The organism is Ideonella sp. A 288 (assembly GCF_002198735.1).
Classification (GTDB): Bacteria; Pseudomonadota; Gammaproteobacteria; order Burkholderiales; family Burkholderiaceae_C; genus Pseudaquabacterium.
Map to the genome: position 1 here is coordinate 20,232 of NZ_MWLO01000129.1, position 19,745 is coordinate 39,976.

Here is a 19,745-nt window from a genome sequence, read left to right on the forward strand (position 1 = left end):
ATTTTAGGCGCCGTGGCCCTGGCCGCGCCCGTGCGGTGCGGGCTGACCCCGGGGCGCGGTGGACCCGGCGTCCCCGGGCCGCACAATGCGCGCCATGGACGACACCTCTACGCCCGCGCCGACGCTGCTGCTGGTCGACGGCTCCAGCTACCTGTACCGCGCCTACCACGCGATGCCCGACCTGCGCGGGCCCGACGGCTTTCCCACCGGGGCCATCCACGGCATGGTGGCGATGATGAAGCGGCTGCGCGAGCAGGTGCTGGGCGAGGCCGGCGGCCACGCGGCCTGCGTCTTCGACGCCCCGGGGGGCACCTTCCGAGACGAGTGGTACCCCGAGTACAAGGCCCAGCGCGCGCCGATGCCCGACGACCTGCGCACGCAGATCGCGCCGATCCACGAGGTGGTGCGCCTGCTCGGCTGGCCGGTGCTCGAGGTGCCCGGCATCGAGGCCGACGACGCCATCGGCACGCTGGCGCGCGTGGGCGCGGCCAGCGGCCACCAGGTGATCATTTCCACCGGTGACAAGGACCTGGCGCAGTTGGTCAACGGCCAGGTCACGCTGATCAACACGATGAGCAACGAGCGGCTCGACACCGAGGGCGTGAAGGCCAAGTTCGGCGTGCCGCCCGATCGCATCGTCGACTACCTGACGCTGGTCGGCGACGCGGTCGACAACGTGCCCGGCGTCGAGAAGGTGGGCCCCAAGACGGCGGCCAAGTGGATCGCCGAGCACGGCTCGCTCGACGGCGTGGTGGCGGCGGCCGACGGCATCAAGGGCGTGGCCGGCGAGAACCTGCGCAAGGCACTCAACTGGCTGCCCACCGGCCGACGCCTGATCACCGTGAAGACCGACTGCGACCTGGCCGGACACCTCGAAGGCTGGCCCTCGGTGGAGCGCCTGGCCATGGGCCCGGTCGACCGCGAAGGCCTGCTCGACTTCTACCAGCGCTACGGCTTCCGGGCCTGGCGCAAGGAACTGGAAACCGCGCTGGGCGTGGCGCCGGCCGACGCACCCGCGGCCACGGTGGGCCTGTTCGATGGTGACGCAGCGGCGGCGCCGGCGCGGCCCGACAACACCGGCCTGGCGCGCAGCTATGAGACCGTGCTCACCCGCGACCGGCTGGACGCCTGGATCGAGCGCCTGCGCGCCGCCGAACTGTCGGCGCTGGACACCGAGACCGATTCGCTCGACCCGATGCGCGCGCAGATCGTCGGCATCTCCTTTGCGGTGCAGCCCGGCGAGGCGGCCTACGTGCCGCTGCGGCACGACTTTCCCGGCGCGCCCGACCAGTTGCCCTTCGACGAGGTGCTGGCCGCGCTGCGGCCCTGGCTGGAGGACGATGCGGCGGCCAAGGTGGGCCAGAACATCAAGTACGACACCCATGTGCTGGCCAACCACGGCATCGCGGTGCGCGGCTGGCGGCATGACACGCTTTTGGAGAGTTATGTCTTCGAGGCCCACCTGGGCCACAGCCTCGAGAAGCTCGCCGAGCGGCACCTGGGCCGCAAGGGCCTGAGCTACGAAGACCTGTGCGGCAAGGGCGCCAACCAGATCCCGTTCTCGCAGGTGGACCTGGAGCGCGCCACCGAGTACAGCGGCGAGGACAGCGAGATGACGCTGCAGGTGCACCAGGTGCTGTACCCGCGCGTGGCCGCCGAGCCGGGCCTGCTGCACGTCTACCGCGACATCGAGATGCCGGTGTCGGCGCTGCTGGGCCGCATCGAGCGCCACGGCGTGCTGATCGACGCCGCGGTGCTGGCCACGCAAAGCCGCGAACTGGCCGAGCGCATGGTGCAGCTGGAGCAGAAGGCCTACGAGATCGCCGGCCAGCCCTTCAACCTGGGCTCGCCCAAGCAGATTGGCGAGATCCTCTTCGGCCGCCTGGGCCTGCCGGTGAAGAAGAAGACGGCTTCCGGCGCGCCCAGCACCGACGAGGAGGTGCTGCAGGAACTGGCCGCCGACTTTCCGCTGCCGGCCACCATCCTCGAGCACCGCAGCCTGGCCAAGCTCAAGGGCACCTACACCGACAAGCTGCCCGGCATGGTGAACCCCGCCACGGGCCGCGTGCACACCAACTACGCGCAGGCGGTGGCGGTGACCGGACGGTTGTCCAGCAACGACCCCAACCTGCAGAACATCCCCATCCGCACGGCCGAGGGCCGGCGCGTGCGCGAGGCCTTCATCGCGCCGCCGGGCCACGTGATCCTGTCGGCCGACTACTCGCAGATCGAGCTGCGCATCATGGCCCACATCAGCGGCGACCCGGGCCTGACCAAGGCCTTCGCCGAGGGCATGGACGTGCACCGGGCCACCGCCGCCGAGGTCTTCAACCTCGCGCCCGAGGCGGTGACCAGCGAGCAGCGCCGCTACGCCAAGACCATCAACTTCGGCCTCATCTACGGCATGGGCGCGTTCGGCCTGGCGCAGGCGCTGGGCATCGAGCAGAAGGCGGCGCGCGACTACATCGACCGCTACTTCGCGCGCTTTGCCGGCGTCAAGCAGTACATGGACGACACCAAGGCGCAGGCCGCGGCGCGCGGCTATGTCGAGACGCTGTACGGCCGCCGCATCGAGCTGCCCGACATCCGCGGCGGCAACGGGCCGCGCCGCTCGGGCGCCGAACGGCAGGCCATCAACGCGCCGATGCAGGGCACGGCGGCCGACCTGATCAAGCTGGCGATGATCGCGGTGCAGGGTGCGCTGGATGCGCAGCAGCGCCGCACGGCGATGGTGATGCAGGTGCACGACGAACTGGTGTTCGAGGTGCCCGAGGACGAACTGCTGTGGGCCAAGGCCGAGATCCCGGCGCTGATGGCCGGGGTGGCGCAGTTGAGCGTGCCGCTGCTGGCCGAGGTGGGCGTGGGCCCCAACTGGGAACAGGCGCACTGAGCCGACGGCGGCCCGCGGTCAGGCGGGCCGGGCGCAGCCCGGCCCTGGGGGCGCTCAGAGCGGGTTGAGCGACTTCTTGTCGCGGTAGTGCAGGTAGCCGACGCTGGCGCCGCTGCGCAACCCGACGCCGAGGCGGATGGGGGCCAGCGTGATGCCGTCGAGGTGCTGGTAGTTCACGCCGACGCCGCCGATCCAGTACAGGCTGCCATCGACGCCCGGGAAGCGCTGGTAGATGTCGGCGACCTTGGGCAGGTGGTAGACCAACGTGAAGACCTTCGACGCGTTGGCCCCGGCGTCGATGCCGATCGACGGGCCGGCCCAGAACACCTTGGCGCTGGCACCGCTCTTGAGCTTGAGTCGGCCCTCGCCATAGCGCAATCCGATCCCCAGCGCCGCCGAGGCTTCCTCGCCCTCGATGTAGCCGTTGGGGCGGCCCTGCTCCTTGAAGGCCTTCTCGATGATCTTGGCCAGGCCTTCGGTGGTCTTGCCGAAGAAGGCCGAGGCCTCCTTGAACATCTCGGCCTCGTCGTAGGTGGTGGCGTCGTCGGCGGCGCCGGCGGTGCCGGCCAGGCCCACGGCGGCCAGTGCCGCCAGCGCGTCGCGGCGGCGCAGGGGGATGTGCAGAGGTTTCATCGCAACTCCTTGGGGCATGGTCCCGCCCCAAAGCGTAGCGCGTTTGCCGGGCCTCGTGTGTCCGTTGGTGGCGCCGCCGGCAAGGCGCCGGTTCCGGCCTTGCGCCGAATCAATCGGGCAGCACGAGGCGCAGCGCGCCCTGGCGCGCCCAGGCCTGCGACTCCTCGCGCAGCAGGTGCAGCGTGCGGGGATGGGAGGTCGCCCATTTGGCGGGGTAGGACAGTCGGGCCGCGCGGCCCTCGCGCTGCAGGCGCAGCGCGGCTTCGTCGATCTCGCCGCGCGCGTGGCACTTGATCACCGCCAGCCGCAAGGCCATTGCCTGCCAGGCGAAGGGCTCGTGGCCCATCACGTGCTCGAGCTTGCGCAGGCCGCCGCGCTGCGACAGCACCAGATCGCCGACCCGACGCTGCTGGCTCTGCGAGAAGCCGGGCGCGTCGACATGGGCCATCAGGTAGGCGCCGTGGCGGTGGTGGTCGTGGTGCGAGACCATCAGGCCGGTCTCGTGCAGGTCGGCGGCCCAGCCCAGTTCGCGCTGGGCGTCGGCGTCGACCTCGGGGCACACCGCCCGCAGCAGCCGCAGTGCCAGCGAGCGCACCCGCAGGGCCTGGTCGGTGTCGACCTCGAAGCGCACCTGCAGCTCGCGCACCGTGTGGTCGCGCATGTCGCCGGCGCCCTGGCCGCGCTGCGCGGCATTGCGCTCGTGCAGGTCGACGATCACGCCCTGCCGCAGCGCGCCCTTGGCCGGCTTCAGCTCCTGGATGCCGAAGTGGGTGACCAGCGTGTACAGCAGCGCCAGCCCGCCGCCGATGATCGGCTTGCGGTCCTCGCGCAGCGTGGGCAGGTCGAGCCGCTGCACGCTGCCGGCGGCCAGGCATTGCTCGATGCACCAGCGCAGGCCTTCGGGGGTGATGCGGCCGTCGGTGACGCCGGTGGCCTGCAGCACCTGCGCCACGGCGCCCGAGGTGCCGGACGAGCCCAGCGCCTCGCGCCAGTACACCGGTGCGAAGAGCTGCAGGGCCTCTTCCAGTTCGGCGCCTGCCGCGACCTGTGCGTCGCGGAAGGCTTCGGCGGTGAACCGGCCCTCGGGAAACCAGCGCATCGACAGGCTCACGCTGCCCACCTGGAACGACTCGGCCGTCACCGGCACGCGGCCGTGGCCCAGGATCATCTCGGTGCTGCGCCCGCCGATGTCGATGACCAGCCTCGGGGTGGTCGAGGGCTGCAGGTGCGACACGCCGGCGTAGATCAGGCGGGCCTCCTCGCGGCCCGAGATCACCTCGATGGGGAAGCCCAGCACGGCCTCGGCCCGGCGCAGGAACTCGTCCCGGTTGCGTGCCTCGCGAAGCGTCTGCGTGGCCACGGCGCGCACGCGGGTGGCACTGAAGCCTCGCAGGTGGCCGGCGAACGTGGCCAGGCAGGCCAGCCCGCGCTCCATGGCCGGTTCGGTGAGCCGGTTGTCGGCATCGAGCCCGGCACCCAGGCGCACGGTTTCCTTGAGGTACAGGTCGCGCTTGTAGCGGCCGTGCTGCACCTGGCCGATCTCGACGCGGAAACTGTTCGAGCCCATGTCGATCGCGGCCAGCGGGCCATCGTGGGCGGGGGAGCGGGTGGCCATGGTCTTGCATCCTACCTGCCAAACCCCGGCGCCCGGGCGGGTTCGGCACCGGCTTCCTAGAATCGGGCCTTCCTTGGAACGCAGGAGACCCGCTATGGTGCGTGACCAGCCACAGCTCGATTCATCGGGCGAGATCGACAGCCTCGCGCCGGGCGCCGCGATGAACCGGCGCGGATTCGTCGGTGGCGCCATCGGCACCGGCTTTGCCGCCGCCGTGCTGCCCGTGACCGCGCAGACGGTGATCAAGACCGACACCGCCGGCCTGGTGACCGGCGAGGTGACCATCCCGGTGGGCGACTTCAAGATGCCGGCCTACCGCGCCGCGCCGGCCGGCAAGGCGAATGCGCCCGTGGTGCTGGTGGTCAGCGAGATCTTCGGCGTGCACGAGCACATCGCCGACGTGGCCAACCGCTTCGCGCGCCTGGGTTACTTCGCCATTGCGCCCGAGTTGTTCGTGCGCCAGGGCGATGCCGGCTCGTATGGCGAGATCGCCAAGCTGCTGTCCGAGGTCATTGCCAAGGTGCCCGACGCCCAGGTGATGGCCGACCTGGACGCTGCCGTGGCCTGGGCCCGGGGGCAGGGCGCCGACGCTTCGCGGCTGGGCGTCACCGGCTTCTGCTGGGGCGGGCGCATCACCTGGCTGTACAGCGCGCACAACCCGGCGGTGAAGGCCGGCGTGGCCTGGTACGGCCGGCTCGTCGGGGCCGCCAGCGAGCTGAACCCGGCCCACCCGGTGGACCTGGCCGGCAAACTGAACGGGCCGGTGCTGGGGCTCTACGGGGGCCAGGACACCGGCATCCCGCTGGACACGGTCGAGAAGATGAAGTCGGCGCTCGCGGCCGGCAGTGCCGCCGCCAGGCGATCGGAGTTCATGGTCTATCCTGACGCACCCCATGCCTTCCATGCCGACTACCGGCCCAGCTACCGCAAGGACGCTGCCGAAGACGGCTGGAAGCGCTGTGTGTCCTGGTTCAAGGCCCACGGCGTGGGTTGATCGACCGAGCAGGGCTGGCTGGCCCGCAGCGTGCCAACCGCGCCAACCGGCGCGGTTCACGCTCACTGGACGACCCTCCGCGCAGCGCGCTGCGGGATTCGCGCTTGGGAGCGGCCCGGCGCGCTCATGGAGGAACGACGAGGATGACCCTGCTCTACATCGTGCTGGCCACCACCGCCGGGGGAGTGCTGTCGGTGTTGATCGCAGGCCTGGTGACCGTCGGCGTGCTGACCCGCCTGGTGCGCAACCTCGTCAGCCTGTCGGTGGGCATCCTGCTGGGCACGGCCATGCTGCACGTGCTGCCCGAGGCCTTCGAGAGCCAGGTCGAGCCGCACCAGTTGTTTGCCACGCTGCTGGGCGGGCTGCTGTTCTTCTTCCTGCTGGAGAAGGCCGAGCTGTACCGGCACGACCACCACCACGAAGGCGACGGCCACGACCACCACCACCACTTCGATGCCGAGCGTGTCGGCCGCGGCGGCTGGACGGTGCTGGTGGGCGACGGCATCCACAACTTCTGCGATGGCGTCATCATCGCCGCCGCGTTCCTGACCGACGTGAAACTCGGTGTGGTCACCTCGCTGGCCATCATCGCCCACGAGATCCCGCAGGAGGTGGGCGACTACATCGTGCTGCTCAACGCCGGCTTCTCGCGGGCCAAGGCGCTGGCCTACAACGCGGTGTCGGGCCTGGCCGCGGTGCTGGGCGGCGTGCTCGGGTACTGGGTGGTCGGCCCCTGGGCCGACCTGTTCCCGTACCTGCTGGTAGCGGCCAGCAGCAGCTTCATCTACGTGGCGGTGGCCGACCTGCTGCCGCAACTGCAACGGCGCCTGCCCTGGCGCGAAACGGCCGCGCAGATCGCCTGGATCGGCACCGGGCTGCTGCTGGTGGTGCTGGCCCGCGGGCTGCAGCACAGCCACTGAGCGCACCTGATGCCCCGCAGGGGTTGCGGGGCCCGGCCTGACAGGCCCAGCGGCCGTGGTGGCCGACTACTTGACCACCAGCACCGGCAGCGGGCTACTTGACCACCAGCACCGGCAGCGGGCTGTGCGTGAGCACGCGGCTGGTCTCGCTGCCGATCAGCAGCGCGGCCATGCCGCGGCGGCCGTGCGAGGCCATCACGATGAGGTCGCAGCCCTGCACCTTGGCGTGGTCGAGGATGGCCTCCCAGGGGTGCAGCGCCTCGACGGTGAAGCCGCTGCAGTTCACGCCTGCCGCGGCGGCGGCATCGGTGACCTGCTTGACGCGCCCGGCCGCGATGCGCTCCTGGGCGTCGTAGAACTCCTGCGGCGGCACCGGCTGCATCTCGGAAATGGCGCTGTACGGGAACGGCTCCTTGACGCAGATGGTCGTGAGTGCCGCACCGCTCAGCTTGGCCAAGGCGACCGCGGAGTCGACGGCCTTGCTGGTGATCTCCGACCCGTCGGTGGGAACAAGGATGCGCTTGTACATGCTGATCTCCTGAGTGGGCGCGGACCATGATCCGCTCAACCGCCAGTGTGCGCCGGAACGCGCGGCGACGCTTGACATGCGTCACCGGTAGCGTACTGCCGACATGGCCCGCCGTCCTGTCGCAAGGGCATCACAAACGCGCCGCGCTTGTGCGACCGAAAAACCCTGTGCTATAGTGCAAGGCTTCACCGACGCGGAGTGGTAGTTCAGTTGGTTAGAATACCGGCCTGTCACGCCGGGGGTCGCGGGTTCGAGTCCCGTCCACTCCGCCAACCAATTCAACGGGTCAGCAACGAAAGTTGCTGACCCGTTTTCTATTCCGGCGGCCTTGGGGGCCACCAACCCTTGGGCCCGTGCACGAGTCGGCGGCGTGCCGTGCCAGCGCGGGCCGGGCGGCGATGCATCGGTCCGCGCCTCCTTGCGCCATCCTGATGGGTGACGTGGTACGTTGGCGCCATGCAATCGTCTCGCGAGACTGGCCGCGCGGCGCCCCAGTGTCTTTGGTGGCGCGCCGTTGCCGTCTGGGTGCTGGGCTGGGCCGCCATGCTCGGCCTCGACGAGCGCATCGACCTCGCGAACATGGCGCTGGTGCTGGTCCTCAGTGCGGCCGTGGCCGCCATCTGGTCGACGCACTGGGCGGCGCTGGCCGCGAGTGCGGCGTCCGTGCTGGCCTTCAACGTGGCCTTTGTCCCACCGCGCGGCGCCTTGACGGTGGACCTGCGCCAGCACGTTCTTCTGCTGGTCACGATGCTGGCGGTCAGCTGGATCGTGACACTGCTGGTCGCACGCCTGCGCTGGCACGCGGCTCAGGCGACGGCGCATGCGTTGCGCGCCGACCAGATGCAGCGCCTGGGCGAGGCTTTGCGCGCGGTCGAGGAGCCGGTCGCCCAGGTCTCGGCGCTGCAGCGGGCGCTGTCGGATCTTGTCGGTGCCTCCACCAGCGTGCTGTTGCCCGGAGGGCGCGGCGACGGCGACCCGGGGGCCGATCCGACACGACTCGTCGGGGAGGCCTCGCCGGATGAGGTCGCCGGCCTGCGGCTTTGCCTGCGCGACGGCCGAGCCATGGGGCCAGGCAGCGGGCGGCACGAGGAGCAGCCTGCGTGGTATCTGCCCTTGCGCGGCCTGCAGGGCACCCACGGTGCGGCCATCGTCCGGCACGGCACCCACCAGCGCACACTCGATGGCCTGCTCGACCACACCCAGGCCCTGTGCGACCAGCTGGGCGCGGCGCTCGAGCGCGGTGCCGCTCTGCGGGCCGCTGCCGCCGCGCACGAGCAGGCGCAGGCCCACGCCCTGCGCAACACCCTCCTGTCGGCCATCTCGCACGATCACCGGACGCCGCTGGCCACCATCCTGGGCGCTTCGAGCGCGCTGCATGACCAGGGAGAGCGGCTCTCGGCAGCGCAGCGCCGTCAGCTCGCGGGCACCATCGTCGACGAGGCCACGCAGCTGTCCCGGCTCACCGACAACACGCTGCAGCTGGCCCGGCTCGGTGCGGTCGGACTGGCGTTGCAGCGCGACTGGGAATCTGTCGAAGAGATGGTCGGCACCGTGCTGCGCCGGGTGCGCCAGCGGAACGCCAGCCGACGGGTCAGGGCGCGCGTGGAGCCCGGCCTGCCGCTGTTGCGTTGCGATGCGGTGCTGATGGTGCAGTTGCTCGACAACCTCGTCGACAACGCGCTGAAGCATGGCGGCGCCGATGCGCCGATCGAGGTCATGGCCCGGCGCCTCGGCACAGGCGTCGTCATCGCGGTCCGTGACCGCGGCCCGGGCGTGCCGCCGGCGCAGCGCGAGCTCATCTTCGACACGTTCCAGCGTGGCGAACGCGTCATGGGACAGGCCTGCGGCGACCACCCTGCGCGGACCGGTGCCGGCGTGGGCTTGGCACTTTGCCGCGCCATCGCCCAGGTCCATGGCGGCGAGCTCCGGCTCCGCCCTCGGGGTCACGGGGGCTCGAGCTTCGAGGTCGAGCTTCCGGTCGAAGCGTTGCCCGAGGACGCCTCGCGCGAGGTCGGTGACGGTGCGCCATCATGAGTCTGGGCGTGTTGCTGATCGAGGACGACCGCGAACTGAGGACCATGCTGCGCGAGGCATTGCAGGTGGAGGGCTATCGCGTGATCGCATCGTCCAGCCTGGTCGATGCGCGCGCCGTGATCGCCACGGCGCTGGCGCAGGGCGGCCTCGACATCGTGTTGCTGGACCTCGGCCTGCCGGACGGCGACGGCGCCGAGCTCCTGGCCGAACTGCGGCGCCAGCGCGGCACACCGGTGATCGTGGTCTCGGCCCGTCCGGGCGAAGAGCACAAGGTGCGCTTGCTCGATGCCGGTGCCGACGACTACCTGGTCAAGCCGTTCAGCCTGGCCGAACTGCTGGCCCGCATGCGCGTGGCCTTGCGCCACCGTGGCACGCTCACCCGCCCGGCGACGCTGCGTTACGAACGCGCCGGCGTGTCCGTCGACCTCGGCTCCCGGCGTGTGCAACGCGACGGGAACGAGGTGCACCTGACCCCGACCGAGTACCGCTTGCTGGCGCGTCTGGTGCGCCAGGCCGGCCAGGTGGTGACCCATCGCCAGCTGTTGCTCGACGTGTGGGGCCCCGAGTGCACCGAGCACACCCACTACCTTCGGTTGTACATGGCCCAACTGCGGGCCAAGCTCGAGGCCGAACCGGCCGACCCGCGCGTGCTGCTCACTGAGCCCGGGGTGGGCTACCGCCTCGCCGAGGCCGGCGACTAGGCGCGGCCTGCGCGGGTCCGTGGCGTCCTTATGCGTTCCTGATGCCGTGGCGCCGATGCTGCGGGGCATCGCAACGCCGAGGATTCCGCATGACCACAACGCCGGGCAGTGCCGAGCCAGGCCCCTCTACCGCCACACCGCCGCCCGCAGGCCGGCACGGACTGGGCGCGCTGACCCTGGGGGCCATCGGTGTCGTCTATGGCGACATCGGGACCAGCCCGCTGTACACCGTGAAGGAAGTGTTCGCGCCGCACACCGGCGTGCCGCTGGACACCCCCCACCTGATCGGCGCAGTCTCGGTGATCTTCTGGGCGCTGATGCTGGTGGTCATGCTGAAGTACGTGATCCTCATCCTGCGCGCCGACAACCACGGTGAAGGCGGCGGGCTGGCGCTTGCGGCACTGGCGGCGCAGGCCGTCGAGGAACGCCCCGCCCTGCGCCATGCCGTGCTGATGCTGGGCGTGTTCGGCGCCACGCTGTTCTATGGCGACAGCCTGATCACGCCGGCGATCTCGGTGCTGGGTGCGATGGAGGGCCTGGAACTCGTCACGCCCGCGCTGGCGCCGCATGTGGTGCCGATCACGGTGGCGATCCTGGTGGGCCTGTTCATCGTGCAACGCTTCGGCACCCGCTTCGTCGGCCGATTCTTCGGGCCGGTGATCGTGGTGTGGTTCGTCACGCTGGGCGCGACGGGAGTGGTGCACATCATCCAGCAGCCCGCCATCCTGGCGGCCCTGCACCCGCTGCACGCCTGGCACTTTCTCGCCGAACGTGGATGGCAGCTCTTCGCCGCGGTGGGCGCCATCGTGCTGGCACTCACCGGGGCCGAGGCCTTGTACGCCGACATGGGGCACTTCGGGCGCAAGCCGATCCAGCTGGCCTGGACCGGCCTGGTCCTGCCCGGGCTGGCACTGAACTACCTGGGGCAGGGCGCGCTGCTCATCGGCGACCCCTCGGCCATCGCGAATCCCTTCTACCGCCTGTTCCCGGAAGCGGCGCTGCTGCCGGCGCTGGTGCTGGCCACGCTGGCCGCCATCATCGCCTCACAGGCCGTTATCTCCGGCGCCTACTCGATGACCCAGCAGGCCATCCAGCTCGGTTTCCTGCCGCGCATGGCGATACGCTACACCTCGGCCCGCGAGAGGGGTCAGATCTACATGCCGGCAGTGAACTGGGCCTTGCTGGCCGGCGTGATCGGGGCCGTGCTCTTTTTCGGCAGTTCCTCGGCACTGGCAGGGGCCTACGGCATCGCCGTGACCTTGACGATGATGATCACCACCGTGCTGACCTACTTCGTGGTGCGCCGGGCCTGGCGGCTGCCGGCCCCGGTGGCGATCGGTGCCACCGCCTTCTTCCTGTCGATCGATGCGCTCCTGGTGGCCGGTTGCGCCGTGAAGCTCTTCGATGGGGGTTGGTTTCCGCTCGTGCTGGGACTGCTGCTGTTCGGCATCATGACCACCTGGGCGCGCGGCAGCGCCATGCTGCGGCGGAGCATCCAGCGCCACGGGATCGAACTGCAGCCCTTCATCGACGGACTCGATCCGCGTTCGCTGAACCGCGCCGGGCGCACCGCGGTGTACGCGGTTGCCGACCCGACGACGGTGCCGCAGGCCTTGCTCCACAACCTCAAGCACAACCAGGTGCTGCACGAGCGCAACGTCATCCTGACCGTGGTCTTCCACGAGGTGCCCTGGGTGCCGATGGATCGGCGCGTCGAGGTGATGCCGTTGGGCCGCGGCTTCTGGCGGGTGAGCTTGAACTTCGGCTTCATGAACACGCCCGACGTGCCCAAGGCATTGGCGCTCACGCGGTCCCATGGTCTGGACGTCCCGGTTTTCGAGACCAGCTATTTCCTGAGCCGCGAGACCGTCGTGCCGACCCCGGGCGGCGGCATGGCGAACTGGCGCGAGCGGTTATTCGCCGCCATGAGTCGCAACGCCGGAGGCGTGGTGGAGTTCTTCCGGCTGCCGAGCAACGCGGTGGTCGAACTGGGCTCGCGCGTGCAGATCTGATCCGGCGACCGCCGCATCCGGCCTGGTCCGGGGTGCGGTTCTGGGCAGTCTGCTCTAAAAATGCTGCAGTGCAGCAAAAATCGCTTGCATTGTGCGGAAACGGCCTTAACATTCGATCCATGCTGCACCGCAACATTTCTTGTCCGACGGATTGCAGATCAACCCCAAGGAGCTCTGTATGACCACCCAACCCGCTGAACAATTCCTGTCCTCTGCCAAGGCCGCCGTGACCGAACTGAACACCATGGCCACGACCACCATGGCTGGCTTCGAGAAGCTCGTCGAGCTGAACATGGCCACCGCCAAGAGCGCCCTGGCCGACGCCGCCGAGCAGATGCAAGCCGGCTTTGCCGCCAAGGCGCCGCAGGACATGGCCTCGATGGCTGCGTTCGCCCAGCCGATGGCCGACAAGGCCGCCGCCTACGGCCGTGCGGTCGCCGGCATCGTCACCGAGACGGGCACCGCCCTGAGCAAGGCCGCCGAAGGCAAGTTTGCCGACGTGCAAGCCCAGGCCGTGGCCAACATCGAAGCCGCCATGAAGCACGCACCGGCCGGCAGCGAGACCGCCGTCGCGGCCTTCAAGAACGCGCTGGCCACCAGCCAGACCGCCGTGGCCACCGCCCAGGCGCAAGCCAAGCAAGCGGTCGAGACGGCCGGCAAGAGCTTTGCCGCCGCCACCGACATGGCCGTCAAGGCCTCGAAGTCGGCCTCCAAGGCCAAGTGAGCGCCCCAAGGACGCCGCCTTGCGGCGCCCGCCCCCCGGGGGGATCGAGCAAAGTGGCTAAGCCACATTTGCTCGAGAGCTGAGCCCGGCGCGCGCGCCCCGGCGTCGCCTTTGGCGACCTGCCACGGGTGAGCACCGCCGGCTCGAGATCGAACGCCCCGCTTGCGGGGCGTTCGTGTTTCCGGGCACCGTGTCGTCGTCGCCGGTCGGCCGCCCGTCAGCCGCTCGTCGCCCGCTGACGGCCCGCGTGCGGCGCGGGCCTACAGGTCGGCCAGCAGGCCGGTCGAGGTGGCCTCCGCCGCCAGTTGGCCCGTGGGGCTGTACAGCGAGGCTTCGAGGAACGCGACGCGCTTGCCGCGCCGGATCACCCGGCCCTCCACCCAGCCGTCGCCGGGCCCCACCTTCTCGTAGAAGCTGACCTTGATCTCCAGGCTGAAGACGGTCTGCGCATGGGCGGTGTCGTGAATGACCGCATGGGCCATCGCGGCGTCCAGCCAGGCGGTGATGAAGCCACCCTGGGCGATGGTGCCGTTGGTGTGGCAGTACTCGCGCCGCACCGTGAACGCGGCCTTGACCGCCTTGCGCTCGGGGTCCCACCCGGTCACGTGGAAGTGGCCCATCGATTCGCTCAGCGCCTTGCCCGAGCGGATGCGTGCGTCCAGGTCGTCGTCCATTGATGGGCTCATTCGATGCGTCGGCGGCGATTGTCGGCGACGCGCCCCGCTGCAATGGTTCAGCCCGCGCCCACCTGCAGTTCGCGCACCGGTCGCACCTCGATGCTGCCGTGCTGGGCCGGCGGGATGCCGGCGGCGATCTGGATGGCCTCGTTCAGGTCTTTCGCGTCCACCAGGTAGAAGCCCGCGAGCATCTCCCTGGTCTCGGCAAAGGGCCCGTCGAACAGGGTCACCTCGCCCTGGCGCACGCGCACCGTGGTGGCGGTGTGCGTGCCGTGCAGCGGCTCCGCCGCCAGCAGCCGGCGGCTGGCGGCCACCTGCTGCGCGTAGTCGGCACACACGGCGTCGTCGCACGCGCTCCAGTGGGAGGCGTCCAGGTAGACCAGGCAAAGGTACTTCACAGCGTGGCCGCCAGTTCGGCCAATTGGCTGGTGCACTGGCCCCAGCCTTCGTGAAAGCCCATCTTCTCGTGCGCTTCGCGGTCGGCGGCGGTCCAGTGGCGGGCGACGGCCGTGTAGCGGGTGGTGCCGTCGCCCAGGGCCTCGAAGCGGAGGATCAGGGTCATCATGGGCTTCTCCGAGGGTTCCCAGGCGCGGGTGTAGGCGTCGGTGGTGACGATGCGCTCGTTGGGCACCAGTTCAAGGTAGACCCCGGGGTTGGGAAACTCCTGCCCGTCGGGCCCGCGCATCACCACCAGGCAGGTGCCGCCGACACGCAGGTCAACCTCGGCATGCGGCGTGGTCCAGGGCTTGGGCGCGAACCACAGCTTCATCAACTCGGGCTCGGTCCAGCAGCGGTAGAGCTTGTCGGGCGACGCGGCGATGTCGCGGGTGATGACGAGGTCTCGTTGGGGGTCCATGGGGTGCTCCTGCGGGGGTCATTCGATGGCGATGGGCTCGCCGTTGACGGCCCAGCTCACGCCGAAGCGGTCGGTGAGCATGCCGAAGGTCTTGGCCCAGAACGTGGGCGACAGCGGCATCGTCACCTGCCCGCCCTGCAACAGCGCGTGGAAGGCGCCGTGGGCCTGGTCGACAGTGTCGTACTGCAGCGCGATCATCACGCCTTTCATGCCCTCGTAGGGCATGCCCGGCGGCGTGTCGCCGGCAAACAGCATGGCGCCGCCGGGCAGCACCAGGCAGGCGTGCATGATGCCGTCGCCACTGGGCGGCGGGCCGCCGCCGCAGCCGGCGTCGGTGCCTTCCGGCGGCGCCGGCATGTCCGCGTAGGTCAGCATGGTCTGGACGGTGGCGCCGAGCGCCTGGGCGTAGAAGGCATACGCCTCGCGGGTGTTGCCGCCGAAGCTGAGGTAGGGGGTCAGGGTGGTGGGCATGGAGTGTTTCCTGCGGTGGAAGGCGCCGGCCTGTGTTGCGCCGACCCTCATTGGTCGAACGGCGGCGACGGCTTTCGACAGGCTTCTCGAAGAATCTTTCAGCCCCCCACCTCGGCCAGCCGCCGCAGCAGCACGCGCCGCTCGGGCTCCTGCCGGGCCAGGGCCACGGCGGCGCGGTAGTGCGCCTGCGCGTCGTGCAGCCGGCCGGCGCGCCGGCACAGGTCGGCGGCGGCCGCCGGCGCGGCGTGGTACCCGGCCAGCGCGGGCAGCAGGGGTTCGATCAGCGCCAGGCCGGCCTCGGGGCCGTCGCGCATGGCCACGGCCACGGCGCGGTTCAGCGCAATCACCGGGCTGGGCTCGACGCGCAGCAGCACGTCGTACAGGCCAATGATCTGCGGCCAGTCGGTGTCGGCCGCGCGGGCGGCCTCGCCATGCAGCGCGGCGATGGCCGCCTGCAGCGTGTAGGCGCCGAAGCCGTGCTGGCGCAGTGCGGCGTCGACCAAGGCTGCCCCCTCGGTGATGGCCTCGCGGTCCCACAGCGTGCGGTCCTGTTCGTCCAGCGGCACCAGGTCACCGGTCGCGGTGCGGCGCGCGGCCCTGCGGGCGTTGTGCAAGAGCTGCAGCGCCAGCAGCCCGGTCACCTCGGGCTCGGGCAACAGCTGGTGCAGCAGTCGGGCCAGGCGGATGGCCTCGTCGGCCAGTGCCTCGGCGTGCGCCGCATGCCCTTCGTTGAACACCAGGTACACCACGCGCAGCACGCTGGCCAGCCGCGCCGGCCGCTCGGCCGGGCCCGGCACCTCGTAGGGGATGCGCGCCGCGGCGATCTTGGCCTTGGCGCGCACGATGCGCTGCGCCAGCGTGGGCGTGCCCACCAGGAAGGCGCCGGCGATGGCCTCGGTGGTCAGGCCGCACACCTCGCGCAGGGTGAGGGCGATGCGCGCCTCCTGCGACAGGCTGGGGTGGCAGCAGGTGAAGACCAGCCGCAGGCGGTCGTCCTCGATGGCCTGCGCCTGCTCGGTCAATTGCTCCCAGCCGGGCGCCTCGTCGGCCACCGCCGCGGCCTGTTCGGCGGCCTCGTCCCAGGCGACGAAGCGCCGGTCGCGGCGCATGCGGTCGATGGCCTTGAAGCGACCGGCCGAGATGAGCCAGGCCACCGGGTGGGCCGGCACGCCCTGCGTCGGCCACTGCTCGGCGGCGGCGACGAAGGCATCGTGCAGCGCCTCTTCGGCCGCATCGAAGCTGCCCAGCAGCCGCACCAGCGTCGAGAACACGCGCCGCCCTTCCTGGCGGTACAAGGCAGACACGATCTCGTTCATGCGGCCCGACTAGACCACGTCGTGAGTCGGTGATCAATCCCTTGCCAGACGGGTTGGATCGCGGGTTCGGCTGTGCTCGGCGCCCGGCATGGCATCGCTCACGCCGCGGAGCTCGGCTTCCAGTTGCACCGGCTGGGCTGGCCCGTCGAGCGGCTGTTCGTCGACTCCGCCGGCAAGGTGGTCGAAGCCGTCAAGGCCGGCAGCGTGGACCTGGCCTTCGTCGCGATCGACCCGGTGCGTGCCGTCGACCTGGACTGCACCGTGCCCTGTGTGACACCGAGGGCGCTCACCTCGTACGGCAGGAATCGGCGCTGCAGCGCGGCGGCGACGTCGGCGGCCCCGGCACCCAGGTGGAGGTCGGCCGTGCCAGCAGGCCATGGGCGCGCCGGGGGCGGCCTACCTGGCCTCGTGGCCGGCGAACTTGGCCTGCGAGATCGACGTCGCGGCCACCTGCACGTGCGACACGAGCTTGGCCTCGGCGGTGGCCAGCGTCCAGCGCGTGGTCGGCACCGAGATGTTGATGGCCGCCACCGCGAGCCCGCGGTGGTCGGTGATGGGCGCGGCCACCGAGATGTCGCCCAGCACCGTCTCGTTGGTCACCATGGCATAGCCCTGCTCGGCCGCCAGCTGGATGCGGTCGAGCAGCCGCTGCCGGTCGAGTTCGGTGTGGGGCGTGATCGCCACCATCGGGGTGCGATCGAGCACCTCGATGCGCTGCGCCAGCGCAAAGCGCGACAGGATCGCGGTGCCCGACGCCGTGTGCACCGCGGGCAGTCGGCTGCCCACCGCGAAGTCGACGTTGACCAGGTGGCGGCCCGGGAAGCGGGCCAGGAAGACGATCTCGTGGCCGTCGAGTTCCTGCAGGTTGGTGGTCTCGCCCAGCGTGCGGCTGATCTCCAGCAGGTAGGGCGAAGCGCGGTCGATCAGCTCGTTGGCGCGCAGGTAGTTGTAGGACAGCCGCAGTACCTTGGACGTCAGGCCGTAGAGCAGCGAATCGGGGATGCGGCGCAGGTAGCCCAGTGCCTCGAGCGTGTGCACCAGGCGCTGCGTGGCACTGCGGTCGAGGTCGGCGGCGCGCGCGATCTCGGCCATCGTCATGTGCCGGTGCGGGCCGTTGAAGGCCTCCAGCACCTTGAACGCCTTCTCGGTGGACCCCACGAAGAGGGACGATCGCTCCTGCAGCCTGGCGGCCCGCCTGTCATTGGTCTTCCCGGTCACCGCGCTCGCCTTTCCCGATCCTGCATCGAAGTCGGCCAGTATCGGTGGCGGCGGCTCACAGCCCGCGCAGCCGCTCGAGGCTGTCCGGCCGCAGCGCCCTGGCGTCGAGGTCCTGGGCGCGCGTCTGCCCCAGCAGGCGCAGCGTGATCTCGAACTCGTCGCGCAGCAGGGCCAGCACCTCCGCCACACCGGCCGGCCCGCGCGCGGCCAGTCCGTACAGCGGCGCCCGGCCCAGCAGCACGGCCGTGGCGCCCAGGGCACGCGCCTTGGCGATGTCGCTGCCGCGGCGCACGCCCCCGTCCACGAACAGCGCCAGCGGGCCTGCGGCGGCCACGGCCTCGGGCAGCAGTTCCAGTGCGCTGGGAGCACTGCCGAGTTGGCGCCCACCGTGGTTGCTGAGCACGACGCCGTCCAGTCCCTGGCGCCGGGCCTCGCGCACGTCCTCGACCGAGAGCACGCCCTTGACCACCACCGGACCTGCCCAGTGCGCGCGCAGCCACGCCACGTCGGACCAGGCCAGGGACCGGTCCATCTGCCGGCTCATCGCCGCCGCCTGCGCTGCCAGCCCCGTGCCCAGGCCGGCACTGCGGGCCAGGTTGACCAGCCGCGGCGCACCGCCCTGGCGCAGCATGCGCAGGCACCAGCGCGGGTGACGCAGCAGGTCGGCCGCCAGGCGCGGCGTGATCGGCACGGGCAGCCGAAAGCCGTTGCGCACGTCGTGGTCGCGCTTGCCGTGCACCACCGTGTCCACGGTGAGCATCAGCGTGGTGAAGCCGGCGGCACGGGCCCGTCGCATCATGTCCTGCGCGATGCGGCGGTCCTGCTGCACGTAGAGCTGCAGCCAGAGCTCTCCGTCGCTGGCGGCGCGCACGTCCTCGATCAGCGAGGTGGACGCCGTCGACAGCACGAAGGGCACGCCGGCCGCGTGCGCGGCGCGGGCCAGCACCTCTTCGGCACGGGGCCAGTACAGGCCGTTCAGTCCGGTGGGTCCCACCAGCATCGGCATCGCCTGGCGCCGGCCGAACACCTCGACGCCGGCATCCACCTCGGCCACGTCGCGCAGGATGCGCGGGCTGAACAGCACGCGCTCGAAGGCGGCCAGGTTGCGCGCCAGCGCCTGCCCGTCCTCGGCGCCGCCGTCGAGGTAATCGAAGGCGAAGCGCGAGAGCCGGCGCCGGGCCAGGTCCCGGTAGTCCTTGACGGCGGGCAGCACGCCAGGGACCTCAGGCCAACGCCGCCTCGGCCTCGAGGCATTGCGCCAGATGCACCCGCAACCGGGCCTGCAGGTCCGCCGCCGGCGGCACCAGCGGGGCCAGCACCCGTGGCGCGTCCACGCCGATCAGGTCCATCACCGACTTCAGCGGCCCCGGGTTGGTCTCGGCAAAGGCCAGGTTCATCAGGGGCATCAAGCGCCGATGCAGGGCCAGGGCCTGGTCGAGCTGGCCGGTGGAGGCCAGGTCGTGGATGGCTCGCCAGGTGCGCGGCAGCACGCTGGCGGTGACGACCACGCCGCCCTTGGCGCCTGCGGCCACGTGCAGCGGGAACAAGGTGTCTTCGCCGCTGAACACCGCGAACGCATCGGACACGCCGGCCACCACCTCGAGGAAGTGGTACATGTCGGTGTTGCAGGCCTTCATGCCGATGATGCGTTCGTGCCGTGAGAGCTCGTGCAGCACCGCGGGCGTGATCGCCACCCGCGTGCGGTAGGGGATCTCGTAGATCATGATCGGCAGCGGCGACTCGTCGGCATAGCGCATGAAGTAGTCGCGCACGCCTAGCTGCGTGGGGTTGGTGTAGTAGGGCGTGACCACCATCAGGGCGTCGGCGCCGGCCCCGGCGAAGGCCTTGCCGGCCTGCAGCGCGTCGTGGAAGCCGGGGTCCAGCACGCCGGGCACCACGGGCACCCGGCCGGCCACCGTCTCGACGCAGATGCCGGCCATGCGCACGCGTTCTTCGCGTGCCAGGGCGCCGTACTCGCCGGTGCCGCCCAGCGGCACGAGGCCGTCCACGCCGCGCTGGACCAGGTGGGTCACCAGGGTGCGTGTGGCGGGCACGTCGATGGTGTCGTCGGCCTGCACCGGGGTCGGGATGGCAGGGAAGATGCCCCGCAGCCTGGACGCGTTCATGGGATGCCTCGAAGGGTGGGTCATGGGTG

18 protein-coding genes and 1 tRNA gene are annotated in these 19,745 nt (G+C 70.8%); 8 read left to right on the forward strand and 11 right to left on the reverse strand.

Going from position 1 to position 19,745, the window contains the following annotated elements; all coding sequences use genetic code 11:
* The first annotated feature begins 94 nt into the window (after positions 1-94).
* On the forward strand, positions 95-2,890 hold the full coding sequence (polA, locus tag EOINJALH_RS17275) for a DNA polymerase I (RefSeq protein ID WP_088282288.1): 2,796 nt from the start codon (positions 95-97) through the stop codon (positions 2,888-2,890).
* Positions 2,891-2,944: 54 nt separating this feature from the next.
* Here polA and EOINJALH_RS17280 read toward each other — a convergent pair whose 3' ends face one another.
* Together EOINJALH_RS17280 and EOINJALH_RS17285 are read right to left on the reverse strand one after the other, a co-directional pair.
* On the reverse strand, positions 2,945-3,523 hold the full coding sequence (locus tag EOINJALH_RS17280) for a DUF1134 domain-containing protein (protein ID WP_088282290.1): 579 nt from the start codon (positions 3,521-3,523) through the stop codon (positions 2,945-2,947).
* A 109-nt stretch (positions 3,524-3,632) separates the two neighbouring features.
* Complete coding sequence (locus EOINJALH_RS17285) at positions 3,633-5,138, reverse strand: Ppx/GppA phosphatase family protein (RefSeq protein ID WP_088282292.1); 1,506 nt, start codon at positions 5,136-5,138, stop codon at positions 3,633-3,635.
* 94 nt (positions 5,139-5,232) lie between these two features.
* Here EOINJALH_RS17285 and EOINJALH_RS17290 point away from each other — a divergent pair, with 94 nt between their 5' ends.
* Entirely contained in the window at positions 5,233-6,132 is a 900-nt protein-coding gene (locus EOINJALH_RS17290; protein WP_088282294.1) for a dienelactone hydrolase family protein, read from the forward strand.
* Positions 6,133-6,275: 143 nt separating this feature from the next.
* A complete protein-coding gene (locus EOINJALH_RS17295; RefSeq protein WP_088282296.1) occupies positions 6,276-7,052 on the forward strand; it encodes a ZIP family metal transporter in 777 nt (258 codons plus the stop codon).
* A gap of 94 nt (positions 7,053-7,146) precedes the next feature.
* Here EOINJALH_RS17295 and EOINJALH_RS17300 read toward each other — a convergent pair whose 3' ends face one another.
* Positions 7,147-7,581, reverse strand: a complete 435-nt coding sequence (locus tag EOINJALH_RS17300) for a universal stress protein (protein WP_088282298.1) — start codon at positions 7,579-7,581, stop codon at positions 7,147-7,149.
* Positions 7,582-7,776: 195 nt separating this feature from the next.
* Here EOINJALH_RS17300 and EOINJALH_RS17305 point away from each other — a divergent pair.
* From EOINJALH_RS17305 to EOINJALH_RS17325, 5 genes are all read left to right on the forward strand, one after another.
* Positions 7,777-7,853, forward strand: a tRNA-Asp gene (locus EOINJALH_RS17305).
* Positions 7,854-8,037: 184 nt separating this feature from the next.
* Positions 8,038-9,615, forward strand: coding sequence for an ATP-binding protein (locus EOINJALH_RS17310; protein ID WP_088282300.1), 1,578 nt, complete (start codon positions 8,038-8,040; stop codon positions 9,613-9,615).
* A complete protein-coding gene (locus EOINJALH_RS17315; RefSeq protein WP_088282302.1) occupies positions 9,612-10,316 on the forward strand; it encodes a response regulator in 705 nt (234 codons plus the stop codon). Before EOINJALH_RS17310 ends, EOINJALH_RS17315 begins: the two co-directional genes overlap by 4 nt.
* An 89-nt stretch (positions 10,317-10,405) precedes the next feature.
* Positions 10,406-12,328: a potassium transporter Kup gene (locus tag EOINJALH_RS17320; RefSeq protein WP_088282304.1), complete on the forward strand. Its 1,923-nt coding sequence runs from the start codon at positions 10,406-10,408 to the stop codon at positions 12,326-12,328.
* A 178-nt stretch (positions 12,329-12,506) separates the two neighbouring features.
* Entirely contained in the window at positions 12,507-13,052 is a 546-nt protein-coding gene (locus tag EOINJALH_RS17325; protein WP_088282306.1) for a phasin family protein, read from the forward strand.
* A gap of 260 nt (positions 13,053-13,312) precedes the next feature.
* Here EOINJALH_RS17325 and EOINJALH_RS17330 read toward each other — a convergent pair whose 3' ends face one another.
* The 8 genes from EOINJALH_RS17330 to dapA form a co-directional block, all read right to left on the reverse strand.
* Entirely contained in the window at positions 13,313-13,726 is a 414-nt protein-coding gene (locus EOINJALH_RS17330) for a PaaI family thioesterase (RefSeq protein WP_158219801.1), read from the reverse strand.
* 59 nt (positions 13,727-13,785) lie between these two features.
* Positions 13,786-14,127: a YciI family protein gene (locus EOINJALH_RS17335; RefSeq protein WP_088282310.1), complete on the reverse strand. Its 342-nt coding sequence runs from the start codon at positions 14,125-14,127 to the stop codon at positions 13,786-13,788.
* On the reverse strand, positions 14,124-14,585 hold the full coding sequence (locus EOINJALH_RS17340; RefSeq protein ID WP_088282312.1) for an SRPBCC family protein: 462 nt from the start codon (positions 14,583-14,585) through the stop codon (positions 14,124-14,126). The genes EOINJALH_RS17335 and EOINJALH_RS17340 overlap by 4 nt, the downstream gene beginning before the upstream one ends.
* 18 nt (positions 14,586-14,603) lie before the next feature.
* The gene (locus EOINJALH_RS17345; RefSeq protein ID WP_088282314.1) at positions 14,604-15,056 is read right to left on the reverse strand and encodes a VOC family protein; all 453 of its coding nucleotides are present in this window, start codon (positions 15,054-15,056) and stop codon (positions 14,604-14,606) included.
* 98 nt (positions 15,057-15,154) lie between these two features.
* The gene (locus EOINJALH_RS17350) at positions 15,155-16,372 is read right to left on the reverse strand and encodes an RNA polymerase sigma factor (protein ID WP_088282316.1); all 1,218 of its coding nucleotides are present in this window, start codon (positions 16,370-16,372) and stop codon (positions 15,155-15,157) included.
* A gap of 396 nt (positions 16,373-16,768) precedes the next feature.
* Positions 16,769-17,590: an IclR family transcriptional regulator gene (locus EOINJALH_RS17355; RefSeq protein WP_199873409.1), complete on the reverse strand. Its 822-nt coding sequence runs from the start codon at positions 17,588-17,590 to the stop codon at positions 16,769-16,771.
* A gap of 55 nt (positions 17,591-17,645) precedes the next feature.
* Positions 17,646-18,803: an alpha-hydroxy acid oxidase gene (locus EOINJALH_RS17360; protein ID WP_088282318.1), complete on the reverse strand. Its 1,158-nt coding sequence runs from the start codon at positions 18,801-18,803 to the stop codon at positions 17,646-17,648.
* A gap of 10 nt (positions 18,804-18,813) precedes the next feature.
* On the reverse strand, positions 18,814-19,716 hold the full coding sequence (gene dapA, locus EOINJALH_RS17365) for a 4-hydroxy-tetrahydrodipicolinate synthase (protein ID WP_088282320.1): 903 nt from the start codon (positions 19,714-19,716) through the stop codon (positions 18,814-18,816).
* Between the last annotated feature and the right edge of the window lie 29 nt (positions 19,717-19,745).